Consider the following 20,742-nt stretch of genomic DNA (forward strand, 5'->3'; position numbering starts at 1 on the left):
TGCCAGCCGCGTCGGGCTGCAAGCCGGGCCCCGCGCGAGCCCGTCGCTATTCACCGGCCACGACCGTCGCCGCGACGATGGCGGCGAGACCGCCCGCCGCCCGGCCCTTGCCTGCCGTGCCGCGCCGATCCGGGACGCCATGGCTGCGGAATATTTTCCGATGCCTCGCTATAAGCGCTTATTTTTAAGGCGTTTTAAATCTCATCGGCTCAATAATAAGACAGCCCTATAGTCCATGCATTGGCGCTCGATGAAACCCTCCGCCTTTCGGTCCAGATTCCTGCGCGCCAAAGCCGGCAGCATCCCCGTCATGACGGCCCTGATGCTGGTGCCGATGATCGTCATCTCCGGCGGCGCCATCGACCTCATCGCCCATGAACGGCTGCGTTCGGTGCTGCAGGACGGTCTCGATCGCGGCGTGCTGGCGGCGGCCTCCCTCACCCAGACGCGCCCGCCGCGCGAGACCATCGAGAGCTTCCTCAAGGCGGCCGTGACGAAGGGCAGCTACGCCCTCGACGTGAAGGCCGACGAGCTCAGCAACGCCAAGCGGGTCGAGGCCAGTGCCACCGCCGTCACCGACACGGCCTTCCTGCGGCTGATCGGCATCGACCAGCTCACCGTGGTGGCCCATGCGGAGGCCGAGGAGAAGCGCAAGAACATCGAGATCTCGCTGCTGCTCGACATGTCCGGCTCCATGCGCTTCGACAAGTCCGGCAGCTATCCCGGCCCCAGCGGCGCCATGCGCATCAACTACCTGCGCCCGGCCGCCAAATCCTTCATGGACATGGTGCTGGCCGACGGCGCGGAGGACTACACCACCGTCAGCATCGTGCCCTATGCCGGCCAGGTCAGCATCGGCCCGGTGCTGTTCGACGCCCTGACCCGCAACCGTCGCCAGCACGACCGTTCGTCCTGCTTCCAGTTCGGGCGCAGCGACTTCACCCTCGGCGTGCCGGATTTCGCCAATCTTCCCCAGACCCAGCACTTTACCCAGGCGAACCATCACGACGCGCTGAAGAAGGCCGGCGAGGCGCAGATCACCGAACCCTGGTGGTGCCCGGACGATCCCCACGATCCGCGGCCGGGCACGACGCACGATTTCGTCGCGGGCGAAGGCAAGGACACCGACCGGACCAGCGTCTCGTTCCTCTCCAACGACCGCGAATATCTCAAGCGGCAGATCGACAACTACAAGCTCTATGACGGCACCGGCACGCCGATCGCGCTGAAATGGGGGCTGCTGCTGCTCGATCCGGCGATCCAGCCGATGCTGCGCGAGGCGGCGCGCTACCGGGCCCTGTCCGACGAACTCGACATCGACGCACGCTTCAGCAACCGGCCGGCCAGCTTCACCGATCCCGACACGATGAAGTTCCTCGTGCTGATGACCGACGGCGCGATCAGCAGCCAGCGCATTCCCAAGGATGCGAGCAAGCCGGTCCAGTACTACAACAATGGCAGTCTCAACACCGACCTCTATACCGTCGGCGACGCCGAACGCTTCGCCGCGGCCCTGTGCACCGCGGCCAAGCAGAAGAACGTCATCGTTTTCACCATCGGCTTCGACGTGAACGACACAGCGGCCAAGCAGATGTCGAACTGCGCCAGCGGCGCGGAGCGCTTCTACCGGGTCAACGCCCTCGACATCCAGGACGCGTTCAAGTCGATCGCCACGGCGATCCAGAAGATCAAGCTGATCGGATGACACGCCCCCTGCCGATCCTGAAGGCTCCGCTGCGCCTTGCCCGCGACCGGCGCGGCGCGACCGCCGTCGAGTTCGCGCTGGTGGTGCCGCTGTTCCTCGCCATGGTCTTCTCGATCTTCGAGGCCGGCTGGCTGATGACCCAGACGATCATGCAGGACGGCGCGCTGAACCGGATCGTGCGGCAGCTGCGCATCGCCGACAATGCGGCGATCTCGGCCGACGACCTCAAGCAACGGATCTGCGCCCAGGCGATGGTCTTTACCGATTGCGCGGCGAACACGACGGTCGAGCTGATTGCCCTCAGCAATGCCTCCGACACGATCCCGGAGACCGTCGCGCGCTGCGTCCATCGCGGCACCGTGCCGGCCTATCGGCCGGGCGAACGCTCGGAGCTGATGTTCGTCCGGGTCTGCACCTCGGTGCGGCCAATGACGCCAATGCTCGGCCTCGCCGTGGCACTGCCCGACGGCGACACCGGCGCCTACGGCATCAATTCCTACGCCGCCTTCGTCAACGAGCCGCAATGATGGCCGATTCTGCCCCCACGGATGGCGCACCGCCGCCCGCTCGCCATCGCCGCCTCCTCGGCGACCGGTCCGGCGTCGCGGCGGTCGAGTTCGCGCTGATCGCGCCGCTACTCGTCCTCGTCCTGCTCGGCACGGTCACGCTCTTCGACTTCTACCGGGAAAGCCTGGCGCTCGAACGCGCCACCGCCTCGATGAGCGACTACATGTCCCGCCAGACCGAACTGCCGAGATCGGTGCTCGACAACCGCATCATCGCCACGCTGAAGGCGCTGGTGCCGCAACCCGACGGCGCGCTGGAAGTCCGGATCTCCAGCCTGTCCCGCTCGTCGCGCGGCTTCGACACCGACTGGAGCTACCCGCCGGACGCCTCGCCCGCCTTCGCGGACCGCCCAATCCCCGTCGACCTCCTGCCGTCGGTTGCCATCGGCGACTCGATCCTCGTCACCGAGACGATGATCCCCCAGAACGCCATGTTCGACGTGGTCCGGCTGAAGGGCATGAACCACAGTTCGGTAGCAGCCGTCCGCCCCCGCTTCACCAAGCGCATTGCCGGGCCGAACTGAGCCCTCTCGATACGAGCGGACGATACGCCCGGCCCGTGCTCGACGGTCCGCACCACGCCTTCATTGCCGGCGGTGGCCAATGCTATGCTGCGCCTTCAGGCATGCGGCACAGAAGGCACGCGATGTTGACGATCCACGGGATGGCCGATTCCGGCAATTGCTACAAACCCCGGCTGCTGATGGCGCTGCTCGGCCGCCCGTTTCGCCATGTCGAGGTGAGCACGCTCGACGGCGGCACCAAGCAGCCCGCGTTCCTCGCCGCCAATCCCAACGGCAAGGTGCCGCTGCTTGAACTGGAAGACGGCCGCACCCTGCCGGAATCCAACGCCATCCTCTGCTATCTCGGCGACGGCACACGCTTCGTGCCGGACGACCGCTTCGCGCGCGCCGAGATGCTTGGCTGGATGTTCTTCGAGCAATACAGCCACGAGCCGCACATCGCTGTGCGGCGCTCGCTGCTGGTCTATCCGCAGATGCGCGAGGCCGCGACGCCGCAGCGTCTGGCCGACACACTGGCCGGCGGTCACAAGGCCCTGGCGGTGATGGAGCAGCGCCTGTCCGGGGCGCAATGGCTGGTGGGCGACGCGCCGAGCCTCGCCGACATCGCGCTCTATGCCTATACCCACCGGGCCGGCGAAGGCGGATTCGAGCTGACGGATTATCCCGTCATCCGAGCCTGGCTCACGCGGATCGAAGCGCTTCCCGACTACCGGCCGATCGGCTGGCTGCCCGGCGCCTGAGCGCCGGACTCAATCTTCACCGGCTGCCGGCCCATGCCGGCAACCCGTTCTGTCAGCGGACGGCTTACTGGCCCGAATAGACGACGCCGCAGGCAATGCGGTCGCCGGCGTCGCCCGAGGGCTGCGAGGAATAATCGTCGGTGCCGCCATGCACGACGATCGCCGAGCCGTCGGCATCGTTCAGCGGCGCCTCGCCGCCGGTCAGCGTCAGCGCCGGCGCGAAGCTCTCGAAGCTGGCCGAGCCGTCGGTGGTGGTGAAGTTCGGCAGGTCGCCGGCATGATGGCCGCCCTCGACCTTGTAGCCATGCTCCTTGTCGGTCGGGTTGTAATGGCCGCCGGCCGAGGAGAAATCGCCTTCGCAGACGCCGGTCTCGTGGACGTGGAAGGCATGGTCGCCATCGGCGAGATTGGCGAGATCGGCCGACAGCAGGAGGCCGTGCGGCGTCGGGGTAACCGTGACCGTGCCGGCCGAGCCGCCATCGGCGCCCTTCATCTCGACGGTGATCGGCTCCATATCGTTCTGCATGCCGGCATTCATGCCGTCGGACGGCGCGTTGGCCGGCTTGTCGGTCGGGGTCGGCGTCGAATCCTGCGCCATCGCCGGAACGGCGAACAGGGCGGAGGTGGCAAGAGCGAGTGTCGCGATGCGAAGCATGGGACGGTTCCTTCCGGTTGCGCAGGCCCGCGCCAGATTTGGTCCGCAGGCCTTAGTGTCGTCCCCCCGCAACGACCGCCCGGCGGCGATCGTTCCGCTCTGATCAGCCAGGCGTGAGCGCGCCGGCTGCCCGCAGGCATTGGTACGGAAAGGCAAGGCATGGCCCATCTTCTCGAGGCGCTCTGGACACGGCTGGGCGGGCCCGCCGACCAGGGACCGGTCGATCTGGCGAAGCTGACGCGGCGCTCCGTGCCAAACGACAGCGTCGCGGCGTCGCCCGGCGCCACCTCGGCACGGGTCGATGTCGCCCTGCCGGTCTTCGCGATCCCGCCGCAGGCCCTCCTCGCCCGTCTCGACGCGGCCCTCGCCGAGGATGGCGACGTCGTGCGGGTCGATCACGGCCAGACGCCGAACTACCGCCGCTATGTCGCGCGCAGCGCCGTCCTGCGTTTTCCCGACACGATCGACGTGGATGCCTTCGGCGCACCGGAGGGCACGCTAATGCGGATCTATGCGCGCGCGCTGCTCGGCCGTTCCGATCTCGGCGCCAACACCAGGCGCCTGAGCCGCTGGGCGGAGCTCCTGGCAAACGCCGCCCGCTGATCCCGCCCGCGCCGATCGCCGGTGCGGCGCACGGTGCCTGCCTTGCCTCGCCCCACCGGCTCCGATAGTCAGCAAGGCGATCGGTTCGCGGCGCTCCATCGGCCTTCGCCAACCTCTCTCCCATCCTGCCTCCGGTCGCCATGACACGCCTTCGCGCCAATTGCCTGCTGCTTCTCGCCGGTGCCGTCTGGGGCATGGGCTTCGTCGCCCAGTCGACGGCGATGGCCGCGGTCGGTCCCTGGACCTTCACCGCGGCGAAGTTCGGCATCGCGGCGCTGACCCTCGTGCCCTTCGCCATCGCCGAAGGCCGCCGCGCGGCGGTGCCGGTGCCGCCGGGCACAAGGATCGGCTTCGTCGGCATCGGCGCGCTGCTGTTTCTCGCCGCCATCACCCAGCAGATCGGCATGGTCACCACGACCGTGACCAATGCCGGCTTCCTCACCGGTCTCTATGTGGTGCTGACGCCGATCCTCGGCCTCGCCCTGCTGCGCAGCCGGCCGCACTGGGTGGTCTGGCCGGCGGCACTCACCGCCCTGACCGGCATCGCCCTTCTGGGCGGCGGCAGCCTGGCGGCGCTGAATGTCGGGGATGTGTGGATGCTGGTCTGCGCCGTGTTCTGGGCGCTGCAGATCGTCTTCGTCGGGCTGTTCGCCGGTCCGAGCGGCCGACCCTACACGCTGTCCTTCGTGCAGTTCGCCGTCACCGCGATCCTCGCCGGCCTCGGCACTTTGGCCTTCGAGGCGCCGACCCTTGCCGGCCTGTGGCAGGCCTGGCCGGAAATCGTCTATGGCGGCGTCCTGTCGACCGGGCTCGCCTTCACCCTGCAGATCATCGGCCAGCGTCACACGACGGCGGCGCAGGCGGCGATCTTCCTGTCGTCGGAATCGCTGTTCGCGGCGCTGTTCGGCGCGATCATCCTCGGCGAGCGCATCGCGGCCATCGGCCTCGTCGGCTGCGCCCTGATCTTTACCGCCATGCTGGCGGTCGAACTGGTGCCGATGCGGCGCTGGGGTAAAGCGCGGCACGCCGAAGCCTGACGGCACACGGCTCGGCATCGCGCGGCGTTGTCTCAGCCGCGATTGTCCGCCCGGCGCCACACGGCGCCGGTGTCGATCCTGCCTACTCGATCATGCCGCGATGGTTGCGGCGATACTCGTCGCGCATGCGGCGGGCATCCTCGATGACCGCGGCAGCCTCGACGAAGAAGCCGGCAACGCGCTGGTGGAAGCGGCGGGGACGGCTGGGAGAAGTCTGAGGGGCCATGATGGGTCTCCGGTCTGTTTCATGTTGCAATGCAACAGATAGGCCGCGCCGGGGGCACGTGGCACCGGGCCGCGTGCAAGGCAGCCATGCAGGATTGCCGCGATCGGCGCAGCGCACCGCCTTCCCGCCGCTGCCGCCTCAACCCGCTTCACGTTTTCGGGATCGGATCGCAGCGTGCCGCGTTGGCGCTGGACGCGTCCTCTTCACCGCTTCCCTCACGGCCCCGATCCGGAACACTCGCCATGATCCTTCTCTCGCTTCTCGGCGCGGCCCTCGTCGCCTGGACCATCATCGAAATCGGCCTGACCACCCTGACGGCCCGCGGCGCCGGCCCGCTCACCGCCTGGTCCATGCAGGGGGCGTGGCGGCTGGCGCTCCGGATTTCCGATGGCGACGAGCGCGGTCATCGGCTCCTGTCGGCCGCCGGCCCGCTCATTCTCGCCGGCTCGGCGCTGGTCTGGTTTGTCGGCCTGTGGCTCGGCTGGTGGCTGATCTTCCTCGGCGGCGGCGACGGCATCGTCAACGCCCAGACCAAGGCGCCGGCCGATGCGGTGGAAATGCTCTATGTCGCCGGCTACACGCTGACGACCCTCGGCCTCGGCGATTTCCAGCCGTCGGGCGCGCTGTGGCAGCTGCTCACCGCGCTCTGCGCCGCCAACGGCCTTCTCGCCCTGACCCTGTCGGTCACCTATCTCGTGCCGGTGATCTCGGCGGCGGTCGCCAAGCGCCAGCTGGCGATCACCATTCACGGCCTCGGCAGCACGCCGGACGGAATTCTGAGCCAGTGCCGGGACGGCGACGGCTATGGGCGGCTCGCCAGCATCCTCGATACGCTGTCCCCGAACATCATCACCCTCGGCCAGCAGCATCTGGCCTATCCGGCGCTGCATTACTTCCACTCGGGCGAAGCGGCGGCGGCGCTGCCGCTGCGCCTCGCCGCGCTCAGCGAGGCCATCGACAGCATCGCCGCCACCGTGCCCGCCGACCGCCAGCCCGACCGGCTGTCGATGATCCGCTGCCAGTCGGCGATCACCTCGTTCCTTTGGTCGCTGCGCTCCGGCCACATCAAGCTGTCGCGTGAGGAGCCGCCGCGGCTGCATGGCGACGATGCCGCCCGCCCCGCGCCGGCCGCCGGCATGGACGGGGTGCCCGCCGGCCATTCCGGATCGGTCGATCGCCGCCTGCTCCTGTCGCTGGTCCAGAGCGATGGCTGGTACTGGCAGGCGATCAATCGCTGCGACAGCGACGACGACGCCCTGGAGCGGCAGACCCGTCAAAACACCGACTGACGGTCACTGGCTGCGCGGATGGGCCGGCCGCAGATCGGCGAGCTCCGGCCGGAAGAACAGCCCGGCCTTCAGGCTGTCAGCGATCCGCTCCGCCTTCTCGTGGAACACCGCGGCCGTCGCCGCCGGAAAGCGCCGGCTGGTCGTCTCGCGCCACAGGCCGAGCCAGCGGTCGAACATGGCGAGATCGATCTCGCCGCGATGGCGGTGGTGGACGGCGAAGGGATTGCCCTTGTAGCGGCCCGAGGTGAGCATCACCGACGACCAGAAGGCCGTCAGCCGCTCCAGATGCGCCGGCCAGTCCGTCACCGCCCCCTCGAACACCGGCCCCAGCACCGGGTCGGCGCGCACCCGGTCATAGAAATCAGCGACCAGCAGGCGCAGCGAATCCTCGTCGACGATCGGCGAAACAATGCGGTCCTCGGACATGGGGCGACCTCGCGGCAGGCCGGCGGACGACGCCGCTGGCTAAACATGTATTTCTGATATATGTTTTATCGGCACAGCGAAAGGGAGCCCGGCGCATGCGCCTTACCCGCTACACCGACTATGCGCTGCGCGTCGTGATCTACCTCGCCGCGCGGCCCGACGGCCTCTCCTCGGTGGCCGACATTTCCGAGGCCTACGGCATTTCGCGCAACCATTTGACCAAGGTGGTCCACGAACTGGGCAAGGCCGGCTATGTCACGACCCTGCGCGGGCGCGCCGGTGGCATCCGCCTTGCCCGTCCCGCGTCGCAGATCTCCGTCGGCGAGCTGGTGCGGGCGACCGAGGACGGGTTCGACCTCGCCGATTGCGGCCGCTGCATCATCCAGCCGGCCTGCGGTATGAGCGGCGTCCTCGCCGAAGCGGTCACCGCCTTCCTCGCCGTCCTCGACCGCTACAGCTTCGCCGACCTGCCGAAACGCGAGATCGACATCCTGTCGCTGTTCCCGCTGGCCGAGGCGGGCAATGCGCCGCGCGTGGCGGCGCGCGCCTGATGGCCGACCACGCTCCCCAGGACGACTCTGGCGACGTCGAGGTCGACAGCACGGCGGTGGCCGCCGCCTTCGGCCTGCCGGTGGCCTTCTTCCGGACCGAGCTGCGCCGCGGCAATGTCCGCGGCACGGTCGAGCGCGGCGTCGGCGCCGATGCCGGGCGCCACCGGCTAGTCTTCCGCTATCGCGGCCAGCGCCGGGTGCTGATCCGCCAGCCCGACGGGCATCTGGTCCCGGAAGAGCCGGAGAGCGGCGCCCCGCCCTGCCAGAGCTGATCGCGGCCGAACGCCGCCGCAGGCTCGGCCAGGATGCCGCTTCGCCCGCACCCCCGCGCGATCCGTCCGTCACCGCTGCCAAGTCCCGCCGCGTCTGCTATGCCATTCGGGCCAATGAGGAGACGCGCGATGGACGAGACCGACGAACAGCCCCGGGGCGAACTGACCATCCGGCTGCCGGCCATGCCGGCCGACGCCAATGCCAATGGCGACATCTTCGGCGGTTGGGTGATGTCGCAGATGGATCTGGCCGCCGGCATCCGCGCCGCCGAGCGGGCCCGCGGCCGCGTCGCCACCATCGCGGTCAACACGCTGATCTTCAAGAAGCCGGTGAAGATCGGCGACACGCTCTGCGTCTATTCGACCATCGACAAGGTCGGCCGCACCTCGATCACCCTGTCCATCGAGGCCTGGGCCAAGGGCCGCGCCCGCCACGAGCGCACCAAGGTCACCGAGGGCACCTTCGTCATGGTGGCGATCGACGACGAGGGCCGCCCGACCGCCGTGCCGGCCGAGACCATCGCCGACTGAGCCCCGCTGTCAGGCACCGCGCGGCGCCCACAGGATGATCGCCGCGCCGACGAGGCAGAGCCCGGCGCCGGCCATGTCCCAGCGGTCCGGTCGGCTGCCCTCCACCAGCCACAGCCAGCCGAGCGAGGCGGCGATATAAACGCCGCCATAGGCCGCATAGGCCCGTCCCGCCGCCTCCACCGGCACCAGCGTCAGGAGGAAGGCGAACAGCGCCAGGCTGGCCAGACCCGGCACCAGCCAGAGCGCCGAGGCACCGGACCGTAGCCATGACCACATGGCGAAGCAGCCGGCGATCTCGGCCAGCGCGGCCGCGACATAGGTGACGGCGGTGAATGCGGGCGTCATCGGATCTCCCCTAGCGCGGAACGCGGCCCAGCTCGGCTCGGCGCTGCGCGACCCAGACGCATTGCATCAGCGGCAAGCCGCCCGCAACCGCGAGACCGCGACGGCTGCAGGGATGTCACCGCCGCGTCGGCCGGCAAGCCGCCTGCCCTGCACGGCGCAGCATCACCCGGACAAGCCGGCGACCCCTTCCTGGTGGTCGATCCCGCAGCAAGGACACCGCCGCCCGGTTGCCTTGTCGTGGCAGGGACCGTTATGCCGTACCGGCAGGGATCGGCGCGCCGGCCGCCTCAGACAGGCAAGCCAGCGGGTGTCGCCCTGCCGTCGTCACCGCACAGACGCCACGCATTCCGAAGGTCCAACATGCTGCAAATTCTCGTGCGCGACTTCGGCTACATCCATCTCGGTATCGGCCTCGTCGGCAATCTCCTCTTCGTCATCGGCTCGGTGCTGTTCTTCAAGGCCTTCGAGGAGTGGTACACGCTGGCCGTCTGGATGTTCGTCGCCGGCTCCACCGGCATGTTCCTCGGCTCCCTCGGCGAACTCGCCAAGACGATCTACGAGGCGAAGGAAAAGCGCCGCGACAAGCGCGCAGCGGACGCGGGCTAGCCCGAGGCGCCGTCCGCCAAGCCGGCCTGCCGCAGCCCTTCGCCGCCCGGATCACCCCTTGCGTGTCTTCCCGTCGATCAGCACCGCCTGCTGCCACGGGCTCGGCGCCTTGTCCGTGCGGTGGATGCAGCCGGCCCAGCAGCAGGGCCGCTTCCGGCCCTCGCGCAATTCGTCGATGGTGCGTTCGATGCGCCGCTGCCGCGTCTTTGCCTGCTTGGCGTCCTCGACCCAGCAGATGAACTCGTTGCGCCCGAGCGGCGTCAGCTTCTGCCACAGACCCAGCACCTCCGGCTCCGCCGTCAGCGCCGCCTGCATGTCCTCGCCGGCCCGGTGGACCGTCCCCTGCGGAAAATCATCGGCCATGATGCCTCCCGGCATGTCTCGTCCGGTTGCAGGTTCATAAAGTCAGGCGACCCTACGATCCGGGCCGGCGCCGCCGCAACCCGTCCCGGCGCCTATTTGCAGACGACGCGGCGGCGGTTCTTGGCGTCGAGATGCAGATGGTCGCGGTGGTCGTAATTGTAGCCCGGCCCCAGCACCGTGCCGAAATAGCGGCAGGCCGAAAGCCGCACGGCCTTCTGGAAACCCTTCTCGCGGAAGGAGAAGAAGCCTTTCTTCTCCACGGCCACCACCGAGCCGTCGGAAAAGGCGAAGCCGCGCACGTCGAGGGCGTTGCCCTTGGCGTGCTCGGAGACGGTGCGCGAACCGGCAATGCGCGAGCAGCGATAGGAGGAGGCGTTGAGCACCGCCGTCGGCCGCTTCCACAATTTCCAACGCGCGGCGGACTTCACCTCGTCCTCGACCCACTGCGAGATCCGCGCGGCGGCGGCGCAGTTCATCGTCGCGGCCGGCTTCATGGCGACGCCCCTGGCGATCGCGGTGATCTTCACCGGATGGGCGATGCCACAGGACTTGCCCCTGCTGACCGGATCGATGTCGACGAAGCTCACGCCCATCTTGCGCAGGGCCGTCCGGCACATGGCTTCTGAGCGCGGCATGGCGCGGTAGCCGCTCGGCGTCTGGTTCTCCAGCGCGCCGCGACCCGGCACCGGGCTCTGGGGGGCCGGCTTGCGCGCCTCCCCCAGCGAGGCGACGACGCTGCGCTGCCGCACGATCTTCGGGGTCGCCGGCGCGTCGCGCCGCTGCGGCGGCGGTGCGGCGGTCACCGCCTTTAGGCCGGTCCAGGGATCGGCGGCCGGCGCGGCTGAGCTTGTCTCGCCGCCGACGCTGCGGGGCGCGTCCAGCGGCGGCAGGGCGCCATTGCCGGCCGGCTGCAGCGGCGCGGCGGCGGGCACGCTGGCGCGGCGGCCGAGAAGATCCTGATAGAGCGAGCTCGTCGTCGAGGCCGACGACGCGGCGGCGGCTGGGGCTGCCGGGGCTGCCGGCGCGGCGCGGACGATCGGCTGGGTCGCGGCAAGCGGTTCGGGGGCCGCCGGCGGCGCGGCGGCGACGCCATCCGGCCGTGCGACGCTCGGCCGGTAGCCCTCGCCGGCCGACGGAACGTGGCCACCCCAGACCATGCCGCCCGATTGCGGAATGTCGCCGGGCGGGACCGGGGGCGCGAAGCCTGTCTGGGCGGCGGCATGCTGCGAGGAAAGGCTCGCCGTCACGATACAGGCGACGGCGAGCGCAGCGAAGCGCCATTCGCGAATACGCGATACCATGCGATGGCCTTTCGTCTTCCGCGAAACTCGAGCGGACAGCCGAAAGCTAGCCGGGTTTGGTAAGCGAAGAATGAACAGGCGGCGCTTTGTGCCGGGATGGAACAGCGCGGCCCGCCCGCAAGCGGCCGACGCGGCGGGTCAGGCGCGGCCGTCGTCGCGCAGCGCGGTGGCCAGCCAGCCGGCCTCGGCCTGGCGCAGCCGCCGGGCGGCGCGGGCCATGGGCGGTTCGGCGGAGAGCGGCCCGGGCACGCCCCCGGCCGCCCCGCAGCGCTCGCCGGAGGACGGCGCGACCGACCGGCCCGGTGCGGTCCGCGAAGGGCGGAGCGACCAGCGGTCTGGGGCCGAAGCGGGGCGATGACGAATGGTGATCATGGCCGCCAGCATGGTGGCCGGTGGCTGAACCTCGGCTGAACGGCGCGGCGCCGGCCGGCCATTTACAGGTCAATGCGAACCGGCGCCCTATATGAGGGGGACGCAGCGCCCGACGGGCGCGCGCGGCGTCCAACCAACGGAGCTGACGTATGTCTTCCCTGAATTTCGATCTGCCCGCCGATTTCTTCTGGGCCAAGTCGGCGCGCCGCGTCAGCCCGCGCGGCGGCGTCTCGCACAAGCGCTTCGACACGCTGGCCGAGGCGATCTGCAGCGCGATGGAAGACCAGGACACGCCCCGCTACAGCGTCTCGATCGACACCGACGAGACCTCCCTGACCATGGACGAGGTCGACGCGCTATATCGCAGCGACGATTTCGCCGCCTATCGCAAGCGCTACAGCGCCGCCTGACGCCCGCATCGCTGGCCGCGGGCGCCAGGCCGGCGTCCGGGCGGGCCGGGACGGAGCCGATCCCCCACGTTTGACCGTCATCCGGCCGCGCCGCCGCGGCCGGCATGCCTCAGGCGCGCTCGCGGTTGCGCATGATCCAGGTCAGGAACAGGGCGGTCGGCAGCGCCACGGCCACGATCTTCGCCGTGCCGCGCCGCCGGTGCAGGAAGTCTTCCAGCTCCTCGCGCCGGGTCGGCAGGTCCGGCTCCTCCAGCGACACCGACGCCCGGCCAACCGTGTCGGCCATGGTGGCGCCGCGCGAGCCCAGCGGCTGCGCCGGCGCGCGGGTCGTGTCGCGGGCGGTCTGGTGCTCCATCTCGGCATTCACCTCGCCGCCGACGATCAGGATCGTGGTGGAGATCCAGATCCAGGTCATGAAGCCGATCAGCGCGCCCAGCGAGCCGTAGGTGGCGTTGTAGGAGCCGAAATTGGCGACGTACCAGGAGAACAGCAGCGAGACGACGACGATCACCACCACCGTCAGCACGGTGCCCGGGGTGATCCAGCGCCATTTGGCGCGGGTGCGGCTCGGGCCCCAATGGTACAGCGCCGCAATGCCGAAGGACACCAGCAGGAAGATCGCGGCATAGCTGGCGATGCTGACCAGCCATTTCGTGTCAGTGCCGATGCCCAGGAGGTCAAGCGCCAGCGGCAGGCCGACGACGAGGCCGATGAACAGGATCGCCGCGACGATCGCCCCCAGCGTGAAGACGAAGGAGGTCAGGGTCAGCGTGACGAAGCTGCGCTTTTCCGCCTCGTCATAGGCGACGTTCATCGCCTCGAACAGCGCCTTCATGCCGGCATTGGCGCTCCACAAAGCGATGGCCAGCGAGATGACGAAGGTGAAGCCCAGCGTGGTGTTGCCCTGCGAGGCCAGCCGCGTCAGCTGTTCGTTGATGATCTCCATGCCGCCGCCGGGGATCAGCGCCTGCAGCATCGCGGCGTGCTCCTGCACCGTGGCGGGATCGGCGAACAGGCCATAGACCGAGACGAGCGCCGACAGGGCCGGGACGAAGGCCAGCAGCAGGTAATAGGTCACGCCGGCCGCCACGAGCATCACCCGGTCGTCGCTGATCTCGGCAAAGACCCGCCAGGCCACGTCCTTCCAGCCCGCGGCGGGAATCTGCGACGGCCGCACGGCCCCGCGCCCCCTGCCCGCCTGGTCGGCCCGCCCCGCCGCGTTCCGGGTATCACTCGTCATCAATTGCGCTCCTTGGTTCGTCCATTCGCAGGACAAACGGCCCGAACGCCATTCCGTTGCCACATTGCGGCGAGGTGGGTGGTGACGTCGTCAGGCCAGCGCGGCACCGTAGGGAAATCCGGTATTCGGCTGCGGGAGCCGGCGATCAAACGGAGTAAGACGCGCGAAGGATTTGCAGAATGACATCTGTGGACGCCCCCGAAGAAGCAAGAGGTAAAGTGGGTATTGGCGTAGTCGGGCGCTGCCATCTGTCCGGCCTCATGATGCAGCGCCATGCTGCGGGCCCGTATGGGAGTTCGCGGATCGGATCCATGTCAGCTGTGGTCGGAAGCGGAAGGGCAGCTGCTCGGCGCCCCCCCAGAGCTGCCGGTCGGCTTTCGGCTTGAAGCGGACAGCGCATACCGCAGTGGTGAACGACGATATCGCCCGAAGCCGCCCAAGTTGACGGCTGTTGGTCCTGCCCGCCCCGCACACAAAAACGGGCCCGGCCTTGCGGCCGGACCCGTCAATCTCAGCGTCCGGTTGCCGCCTTTTAACGGAAGAGCGACAGCAGCGACTGCGAGGAATTGTTGGCGATGGACAGGGCTTGGACGCCCAGCTGCTGCTGGGTCTGCAGCGCCTTCAGGCGGGTCGACTCTTCGGTCATGTCCGCATCCACCAGCGTACCGACGCCCTTCTCGATGGAATCGCGCAGGTTCGAGACGAACTCCGACTGGATATCCATGCGGCTCTTGGCGGCGCCGAGGTTGGAAGCGGCGGTGGTCATCTTGCCGAGCGCAGTCTCGACATTGGTGATCATCTTGCTGAGCACGTCATCGACCGAGAGGTAGTTGGGCTGGCCAGCGACAGCCTCGCCCGTGGCGGCGTTCACCTTCGCCTGGTTCAGCGCCGTGGTCGAGATATCCAGGCCGGAGACGTTGAGGATCAACTGATCTCCCAACGTCGCTTCATTGCCGTCATTGTCCAGGATCGTCGTGCCCAGGGTGCGGACGTCGAGGATGCCGTTCTTGTAGAGGGTCGCCGGGACAGCACTCGAATTGTCACCGAAGAGCTTGAGCCCTGACGTGTCGATGTCGATGGTGCCGACGCTGACGGCCCCGGCCGACGAGCGGTTGAAGGAGGCGACGACGCTCTTCGAGGTGCCTTCGACGTCGTTGAAGCTCAGCCAGTTCTCGCCGGAGAAGGAGGCCGAGGTGGCGATCGAGGCCAGCTGCTTCTGCAGCTCGCCGATCTCCGACTGGATCTTGTTGCGGTCGACGCCGGGCTCCTTGGCCGCGACCAGCTTGACCTTGATCTCGTCGACCACATCGATGGCGGCGTTCATGCCGGTATAGGCGGTGTCGACCTTGGCCTGGCCGAGGCCGAGGGCGTCCTCGACGGCGCCCAGCGCCTTGTTGTCGGACCGCATCGTGGTCGCGATCGACCAGTAGGCGGCATTGTCGGAGGCTGCGCCCACCCGGTGACCGGTCGAGATCCGGTTCTGGGTCTGGTCGAGGTTGCTGTTGATCATCGACAGGCTCTGCAGCGCCGTCATGGCCGATGTATTGGTATTGATCGAGGTCATCTGTTCGAAGTCCCATACGCATAACAGGTTTGAAGGGACATTCCGGCTCCCCGGAAAGACAGGACGACATCATGTCTGCGAGATGACTTTCTCTCCCGCCCTGTCTTGAACTATAAGTGCGCCTTAGATTATATCCGACGTGCTAATTTTCATGGTTACCAAGACCTTATATAACTTAGCCGTGCACCGATCGCGCATTGCAACCCGCCGCCCGCGAGGCCGCCTCGCGCGCGGCGCGACGGCGGTTACGGCCCCCGGTTCTTCCGATCGAATTCCGCGAACAGCCCCTCAGACGGACCGCGTGATGCCGCCGTCGACGCGCAAATTCTGGCCGGTGATGTAGCCGCCGCCCTCCGAGACGAGGAACGCCACCGTCGCGGCAATCTCGGCGCTGGTGCCGTAGCGGCCCATCGGCACGCGCTGGCGGCGCGCGTCGGTCTCCGGCAGGCTGTCGATGAAGCCCGGCAGGACGTTGTTCATGCGCACATTGTCGGCGGCGTAGCGGTCGGCGAAGAGCTTGGCGAAGCCGGCCAGCCCGGCCCGGAAGACGCCGGAGGTCGGGAACACCGGGTCCGGCTCGAAGGCCGCGAAGGTCGAGATGTTGACGATGGCGCCGGCCTTCTGGGCGACCATGATCGGCGTCACCAGCCGGATCGGCCGGACCGCGCCGAGGAAATACACCTCCATGCCCTCGTGCCAGTCGTCGTCGGTGAGATCCAGCACCGGCCCGCGCGGGCCGTGGCCGGCGCTGTTTACCAGCGCGTCGATGCGGCCCCAGCGATCCATCGTCCCGTCGACCAGCCGCTGCAAATCGTCCGGCGAGCGGTTCGACCCGGTCACGCCGAAGCCGCCCAGTTCCTCGGCCAGCGCCGCGCCCTTGCCGGAGGACGACAGGATCGCGACGCGAAAACCATCCGCCGCCAGGCGTCGCGCCGTCGCCGCACCCATGCCGCTGCCACCGGCCGTGACGATCGCTACCTTCTGGGTCATCTGGATGCCTTTCCGTTCGGCCCGCGCCGGGCGGCGGGGCTTCGATCGGGCAATTCTGGCACCGCCCTCCGATCGGGACTATGCAGAAGTTCGGCTGTCACACTGCAGGAAATCTACTGGATGCACGGACGCTCTCCCCGCCTGCCGCCGCTGAACGGCCTGCGCGCCTTCGCGGTCGCCGCCCGCCATGGCAATTTCCGGCTGGCGGCCGAGGAGCTCCGCGTCTCGCAGGGCGCCGTCGCCCAGCAGGTGCGCGGGCTCGAAGCCGAACTCGGCCTGTCGCTGTTCGACCGCCTGCCGCGCGGCCTGGCGCTGACCGACCAGGGCCGGGCCTATGCCGCCCAGCTCGGACGGGCCTTCGAGTTGATGGCCGACGCGACGGCCGCCCTCAAATCGGCGCCGCGCCATCTGACCATCAGCGTCACGCCGACCTTCGCGGCGAAATGGCTGATCCCGCGCCTGCCGGATTTCGCGGTCGCCCATCCCGACATCGAGTTGCGGATTTCCGCCTCGGACCGCCTCGCGAACTTCCAGTCCGACGGCGTCGATCTCGCCGTGCGGCAGGGGCGCCCGCCCTTCGGGCCGGGCCTGCGCGCCGATCCGCTGTTCGTTCAGGAGATCGTCGCGGTCTGTGCCCTGGCCTTGGCGACGGCGCTGGCCGCGTCTTCCGGCACCGCACCGCTCGACGGAATGGTGCTGCTCGACGACGCCCATGATCTGTGGCCGCAATTCGCCGACACGATCCTGCGAACCCGCCTGCCCGACACTGCCCGGCACGTACGCTTCAACCAGACCGCCCTGGCCATCGACGCCGCCATCGCCGGACAGGGCGTCGCCCTCGCCAGCCGCTTCCTGGTCGCGCAGGATCTGGCCGCCGGGCGCCTTGTCCTCGCCGTGCCGCAATCGCTGCGCGGCGACAGCGATTTCCACGTCGTCACGCCGCGCGCCCGCCAGCCGGCGGCGGTCGAAGAGGTCCGCGCCTGGCTGCTGCGGCAGCGCGCCGCGTAGACGCCGGCACGCCGCCGCAATTTGCCCCGTTCGCCCGGCTTCCAACCCCGGGGGCCGGTCCCTATATGTTCCGCCATGGCTTCCAGATCCCGCACCACCCGCTCGCGTCCCGCCTCCGACACCGCCGAGGACGAGGCGCCCTTCGATCCGAGCGCGCCGGCGCGGCGCGGCGGCTTCGCGGAAGCCCCGCAGGCCGATTTCGCGGCGGCGCAGGAATTTGCCGGGCCGGTCTCCGGCTGGGCCGACGAGATCGCCCAGGGGCTGGAGACCACGGCCGAGCATGTCGCCGACGGCGAAGCACCCGCCGAGCCCGAGCCCGCGAAGGCCAAGGCGAAGCCCGCCGCCAAGTCCGGCAAGACGGCGGCCAACGCCGGCGCGCGGCCCGGCAAGACGTCGCGCGGCACCTCGATGGGCGGCACCAGCGATCCCAAGCAGCGCGCCGCCGCCGGGCTCAATCCGGTCGCCGGCATGGATCTCAGCCTCGAGGACGCCAAGGGCCTGCCCGAGGGCGGCGTCACCGCCACGGTCGACGCCCTCACCAAGCTGATCTCCGAGGGCAATCCGCTGCTGAAGAACGGCGAGATCTGGGTGCCCCACCGCCCGGCCCGGCCCGACAAGTCCGAGGGCGGCGTGCCGTTCCGCATCGCCTCGGACTACACGCCCCAGGGCGACCAGCCGACCGCCATCGCCGACCTCGTCTCCGGCATCACAGACCAGGACCAGACCCAGGTGCTGCTCGGCGTCACCGGCTCGGGCAAGACCTTCAGCGTCGCCAATGTCATCGAGAAGACCCAGCGCCCGGCGCTGATCCTTGCCCCCAACAAGACCCTGGCGGCGCAGCTCTACGGCGAGTTCAAGGCGTTCTTCCCGGACAATGCCGTCGAGTATTTCGTCTCCTATTACGATTATTACCAGCCGGAAGCCTACGTGCCGCGCTCCGACACCTTCATCGAGAAGGAATCCTCGATCAACGAGCAGATCGACCGGATGCGCCACGCCGCCACCCGCGCCCTCCTGGAGCGCGACGACGTCATCATCGTCGCCTCGGTCTCCTGCATCTACGGTATCGGCTCGGTCGAGACCTACACGGCGATGACGTTCCAGATGTCGATCGGCGACCGGCTCGACCAGCGCCAGCTCCTCGCCGACCTGGTCGCCCAGCAGTACAAGCGCCGCGACATGGATTTCCAGCGCGGCTCCTTCCGGGTGCGCGGCGACACGATCGAGATCTTCCCGGCCCATCTGGAAGACCGGGCCTGGCGCATCTCGCTGTTCGGCGACGAGATCGAGTCGATCCAGGAGTTCGACCCGCTGACCGGCCAGAAGACCGACGACCTCAAGTCGGTGAAGATCTACGCCAACTCCCACTATGTCACGCCGCGGCCGACGCTGAACCAGGCCGTGCGCCTCATCAAGGAGGAGCTGCGCCACCGCCTCGTCGAGCTGGAAAAGGCCGGCCGCCTGCTGGAAGCCCAGCGGCTCGAGCAGCGTACCCGCTTCGACATCGAGATGATCGAGGCCACCGGCTCGTGCCCCGGCATCGAGAACTATTCGCGCTACCTCACCGGCCGCCAGCCCGGCCACCCGCCGCCGACCCTGTTCGAATACCTGCCCGACAACGCCCTGGTCTTCATCGACGAGAGCCACGTCACCGTGCCGCAGATCGGCGCCATGTATCGCGGCGACTTCCGCCGCAAGGCGACGCTGGCCGAATACGGCTTCCGCCTGCCCTCCTGCATGGACAACCGGCCGCTGCGCTTCGAGGAGTGGAACGCCATGCGGCCGCAGACCGTCGCGGTCTCGGCCACCCCCGGCTCGTGGGAAATGGAGGAGGCCGGCGGCGTCTTCGCCGAACAGGTCATCCGCCCCACCGGCCTGATCGACCCGCCGGTGGAGATCCGCCCGGCCCGCAGCCAGGTCGACGACCTCGTCGGCGAGATCCGCGACACCGTCGACAAGGGCTACCGCGTCCTCGCCACGGTGCTGACCAAGCGCATGGCCGAGGACCTCACCGAATATCTCCACGAGCAGGGCATCCGCGTCCGCTACATGCATTCGGACATCGACACGCTGGAGCGCATCGAGATCATCCGCGATCTCCGCCTCGGCGCCTTCGACGTGCTGGTCGGCATCAACCTTTTGCGCGAGGGCCTCGACATTCCCGAATGCGGTCTCGTCGCCATTCTCGACGCCGACAAGGAGGGGTTCCTGCGCTCCGAGACCTCGCTGATCCAGACCATCGGCCGCGCCGCGCGCAATGTCGACGGCAAGGTCGTGCTCTATGCCGACCGCACCACCGGCTCGATGGAGCGGGCCATCGCCGAGACCAACCGGCGCCGCGAGAAGCAGGAGGCCTACAATGCCGATCACGGCATCACCCCGGCCTCGGTGAAGGCGCAGATCGCCGACATTCTCGACAGCTATTACGAAAAGGACCATGTGCGGGTCGATGTCGGCCCGGGCGCCAAGGAAGGCGCCATGGTCGGCAACAATCTCAAGAGCCATCTCGAGCATCTGGAAAAGCAGATGCGCGACGCCGCCGCCGATCTCGACTTCGAGACCGCCGCCCGGCTGCGCGACGAGATCAAGCGGCTGCAGGCCAAGGAGCTGGAATTCGGCGGCCTGCCCGGCGGCGATTCCGGCTCCGGCGGCAAGAAGGCCAAGGGCGGCGGCAATGTCATCGACGCCGCCGACCCCATGGCGATGGCCGCCGAACTGGAGGAGGAGGCGATCTCCCCGGTCACCGGCCGCTCCAAATACGGCCGCAAGACCAAGCGCGACCGCCAGCCTGCCGGCGGCGAACGGTTCGGCCCGCGCGGCGAACCGCTGAAACCCCGCGGCGAAGGCTCCGACCGCCGCCCGGCGCCGCTGGCCCGCCCGCCCAGGCCCGGCGACGCCGCCGCCTCCCCCGCCGGCCATGACGCCAGCGCGCCGACCGACGGCCCGTCGGGCCAGCCGGGCGGCGACACGACTGCCGGCTCGTATTTCCAGAAGCCGTCCCTCGACGACATGGGCCCGGGCACCGACACGGCGCGTCCCGACCGGCCGGGCCTGTTCCGCAAGAACTCGCTGGACGAAATGACCGTCGGTCGCACCGAAAAGCCGGTCGGCAAGCCCGCCCCGAAAAAGCCGGCGACCCGCAAGCCTACGGACACAGCCTCACCCGCGGCGGACACCGGCTCCGGCACGGGTCCGGGCATGGGCAGGGGCACGGGCCCCAACGCCCCTCATGGTGAGCCTGTCGAACCACGCACCACCTCAGGTGACGCCGCCCCCATCCGCCGCGAACGCATCGGCCGCGGCTCCTACGAGGACCCCGCCGACCAGAAGCGCAAGCGCCGGCCCGGCAAGACCGGCCGCCCGGGGCGGTAGGACGGCGACGGGCCCACGGCCCCCTGATCCCTCATCCTGAGCCTGT

General features: G+C 69.0%; 23 protein-coding genes. 14 read left to right on the top strand and 9 right to left on the bottom strand.

What is annotated here, in order from left to right:
* Positions 1 to 250: 250 nt before the first annotated feature.
* From N7I30_RS00495 to N7I30_RS00510, 4 genes are all read left to right on the top strand, one after another.
* Positions 251 to 1,705: a TadE/TadG family type IV pilus assembly protein gene (locus N7I30_RS00495; protein WP_228239822.1), complete on the top strand. Its 1,455-nt coding sequence runs from the start codon at positions 251 to 253 to the stop codon at positions 1,703 to 1,705.
* Positions 1,702 to 2,232, top strand: coding sequence for a TadE/TadG family type IV pilus assembly protein (locus tag N7I30_RS00500; RefSeq protein WP_024352054.1), 531 nt, complete (start codon positions 1,702 to 1,704; stop codon positions 2,230 to 2,232). The genes N7I30_RS00495 and N7I30_RS00500 overlap by 4 nt, the downstream gene beginning before the upstream one ends.
* Entirely contained in the window at positions 2,229 to 2,795 is a 567-nt protein-coding gene (locus N7I30_RS00505; protein ID WP_228239821.1) for a TadE/TadG family type IV pilus assembly protein, read from the top strand. The genes N7I30_RS00500 and N7I30_RS00505 overlap by 4 nt, the downstream gene beginning before the upstream one ends.
* Positions 2,796 to 2,917: 122 nt before the next feature.
* Complete coding sequence (locus N7I30_RS00510; RefSeq protein ID WP_228239820.1) at positions 2,918 to 3,535, top strand: glutathione S-transferase family protein; 618 nt, start codon at positions 2,918 to 2,920, stop codon at positions 3,533 to 3,535.
* A 64-nt stretch (positions 3,536 to 3,599) separates the two neighbouring features.
* Here N7I30_RS00510 and N7I30_RS00515 read toward each other — a convergent pair whose 3' ends face one another.
* Entirely contained in the window at positions 3,600 to 4,190 is a 591-nt protein-coding gene (locus N7I30_RS00515; RefSeq protein WP_228239819.1) for a superoxide dismutase family protein, read from the bottom strand.
* A 159-nt stretch (positions 4,191 to 4,349) separates the two neighbouring features.
* Between N7I30_RS00515 and N7I30_RS00520 the strand changes: the two genes are divergently transcribed.
* Together N7I30_RS00520 and N7I30_RS00525 are read left to right on the top strand one after the other, a co-directional pair.
* Positions 4,350 to 4,793 carry a DUF1499 domain-containing protein gene (locus tag N7I30_RS00520; protein ID WP_228239818.1) on the top strand — a complete coding sequence of 148 codons (444 nt, stop codon included), beginning with the start codon at positions 4,350 to 4,352 and terminating at the stop codon, positions 4,791 to 4,793.
* Positions 4,794 to 4,933: 140 nt separating this feature from the next.
* Positions 4,934 to 5,830 (top strand): DMT family transporter, encoded by an 897-nt coding sequence (locus tag N7I30_RS00525; RefSeq protein WP_228239817.1) that lies wholly within the window; start codon positions 4,934 to 4,936, stop codon positions 5,828 to 5,830.
* 82 nt (positions 5,831 to 5,912) lie between these two features.
* Here the strand turns inward: N7I30_RS00525 and N7I30_RS00530 are convergent, their stop codons facing one another.
* On the bottom strand, positions 5,913 to 6,056 hold the full coding sequence (locus N7I30_RS00530) for a hypothetical protein (RefSeq protein WP_154653370.1): 144 nt from the start codon (positions 6,054 to 6,056) through the stop codon (positions 5,913 to 5,915).
* 242 nt (positions 6,057 to 6,298) lie between these two features.
* On the opposite strand from N7I30_RS00530, the gene N7I30_RS00535 reads away from it, so the two are divergent.
* Positions 6,299 to 7,345 (top strand): ion channel, encoded by a 1,047-nt coding sequence (locus tag N7I30_RS00535; RefSeq protein ID WP_228239816.1) that lies wholly within the window; start codon positions 6,299 to 6,301, stop codon positions 7,343 to 7,345.
* 3 nt (positions 7,346 to 7,348) lie between these two features.
* Here the strand turns inward: N7I30_RS00535 and N7I30_RS00540 are convergent, their stop codons facing one another.
* Positions 7,349 to 7,771 carry a group III truncated hemoglobin gene (locus N7I30_RS00540; protein WP_024352068.1) on the bottom strand — a complete coding sequence of 141 codons (423 nt, stop codon included), beginning with the start codon at positions 7,769 to 7,771 and terminating at the stop codon, positions 7,349 to 7,351.
* Positions 7,772 to 7,866: 95 nt separating this feature from the next.
* On the opposite strand from N7I30_RS00540, the gene N7I30_RS00545 reads away from it, so the two are divergent.
* The 3 genes from N7I30_RS00545 (at position 7,867) to N7I30_RS00555 (ending at position 9,125) form a co-directional block, all read left to right on the top strand.
* Entirely contained in the window at positions 7,867 to 8,322 is a 456-nt protein-coding gene (locus N7I30_RS00545; RefSeq protein WP_024352069.1) for an Rrf2 family transcriptional regulator, read from the top strand.
* Positions 8,322 to 8,594, top strand: a complete 273-nt coding sequence (locus tag N7I30_RS00550) for a DUF6522 family protein (RefSeq protein ID WP_024352070.1) — start codon at positions 8,322 to 8,324, stop codon at positions 8,592 to 8,594. The genes N7I30_RS00545 and N7I30_RS00550 overlap by 1 nt, the downstream gene beginning before the upstream one ends.
* 129 nt (positions 8,595 to 8,723) lie before the next feature.
* Positions 8,724 to 9,125 (top strand): acyl-CoA thioesterase, encoded by a 402-nt coding sequence (locus N7I30_RS00555; RefSeq protein WP_009210213.1) that lies wholly within the window; start codon positions 8,724 to 8,726, stop codon positions 9,123 to 9,125.
* 9 nt (positions 9,126 to 9,134) lie between these two features.
* Here the strand turns inward: N7I30_RS00555 and N7I30_RS00560 are convergent, their stop codons facing one another.
* Entirely contained in the window at positions 9,135 to 9,470 is a 336-nt protein-coding gene (locus N7I30_RS00560) for a YnfA family protein (protein ID WP_024352071.1), read from the bottom strand.
* A 360-nt stretch (positions 9,471 to 9,830) separates the two neighbouring features.
* Between N7I30_RS00560 and N7I30_RS00565 the strand changes: the two genes are divergently transcribed.
* Positions 9,831 to 10,076 carry a YrhK family protein gene (locus N7I30_RS00565; protein ID WP_024352072.1) on the top strand — a complete coding sequence of 82 codons (246 nt, stop codon included), beginning with the start codon at positions 9,831 to 9,833 and terminating at the stop codon, positions 10,074 to 10,076.
* A 51-nt stretch (positions 10,077 to 10,127) separates the two neighbouring features.
* Here the strand turns inward: N7I30_RS00565 and N7I30_RS00570 are convergent, their stop codons facing one another.
* Positions 10,128 to 10,439, bottom strand: a complete 312-nt coding sequence (locus tag N7I30_RS00570; RefSeq protein WP_024352073.1) for a YdeI/OmpD-associated family protein — start codon at positions 10,437 to 10,439, stop codon at positions 10,128 to 10,130.
* Positions 10,440 to 10,531: 92 nt separating this feature from the next.
* Positions 10,532 to 11,740 (bottom strand): extensin-like domain-containing protein, encoded by a 1,209-nt coding sequence (locus N7I30_RS00575; RefSeq protein WP_498636039.1) that lies wholly within the window; start codon positions 11,738 to 11,740, stop codon positions 10,532 to 10,534.
* A gap of 521 nt (positions 11,741 to 12,261) precedes the next feature.
* Here N7I30_RS00575 and N7I30_RS00580 point away from each other — a divergent pair.
* Entirely contained in the window at positions 12,262 to 12,522 is a 261-nt protein-coding gene (locus N7I30_RS00580; protein WP_024352075.1) for a hypothetical protein, read from the top strand.
* A 109-nt stretch (positions 12,523 to 12,631) separates the two neighbouring features.
* Here N7I30_RS00580 and N7I30_RS00585 read toward each other — a convergent pair whose 3' ends face one another.
* From N7I30_RS00585 to N7I30_RS00595, 3 genes are all read right to left on the bottom strand, one after another.
* Complete coding sequence (locus N7I30_RS00585) at positions 12,632 to 13,762, bottom strand: YihY/virulence factor BrkB family protein (RefSeq protein ID WP_024352076.1); 1,131 nt, start codon at positions 13,760 to 13,762, stop codon at positions 12,632 to 12,634.
* A 532-nt stretch (positions 13,763 to 14,294) separates the two neighbouring features.
* On the bottom strand, positions 14,295 to 15,326 hold the full coding sequence (locus N7I30_RS00590) for a flagellin N-terminal helical domain-containing protein (protein ID WP_228239814.1): 1,032 nt from the start codon (positions 15,324 to 15,326) through the stop codon (positions 14,295 to 14,297).
* Between the two features lie 288 nt (positions 15,327 to 15,614).
* Complete coding sequence (locus tag N7I30_RS00595) at positions 15,615 to 16,316, bottom strand: SDR family oxidoreductase (protein ID WP_024352078.1); 702 nt, start codon at positions 16,314 to 16,316, stop codon at positions 15,615 to 15,617.
* A 120-nt stretch (positions 16,317 to 16,436) separates the two neighbouring features.
* Between N7I30_RS00595 and N7I30_RS00600 the strand changes: the two genes are divergently transcribed.
* Positions 16,437 to 17,324 (top strand): LysR substrate-binding domain-containing protein, encoded by an 888-nt coding sequence (locus N7I30_RS00600; protein ID WP_228239813.1) that lies wholly within the window; start codon positions 16,437 to 16,439, stop codon positions 17,322 to 17,324.
* Between the two features lie 75 nt (positions 17,325 to 17,399).
* Positions 17,400 to 20,696: an excinuclease ABC subunit UvrB gene (gene uvrB / locus N7I30_RS00605; protein WP_228239812.1), complete on the top strand. Its 3,297-nt coding sequence runs from the start codon at positions 17,400 to 17,402 to the stop codon at positions 20,694 to 20,696.
* Positions 20,697 to 20,742 lie beyond the last annotated feature (46 nt).

The organism is Aurantimonas litoralis, assembly GCF_026153195.1.
In the GTDB taxonomy this organism is placed as follows: domain Bacteria; phylum Pseudomonadota; class Alphaproteobacteria; order Rhizobiales; family Rhizobiaceae; genus Aurantimonas; species Aurantimonas coralicida.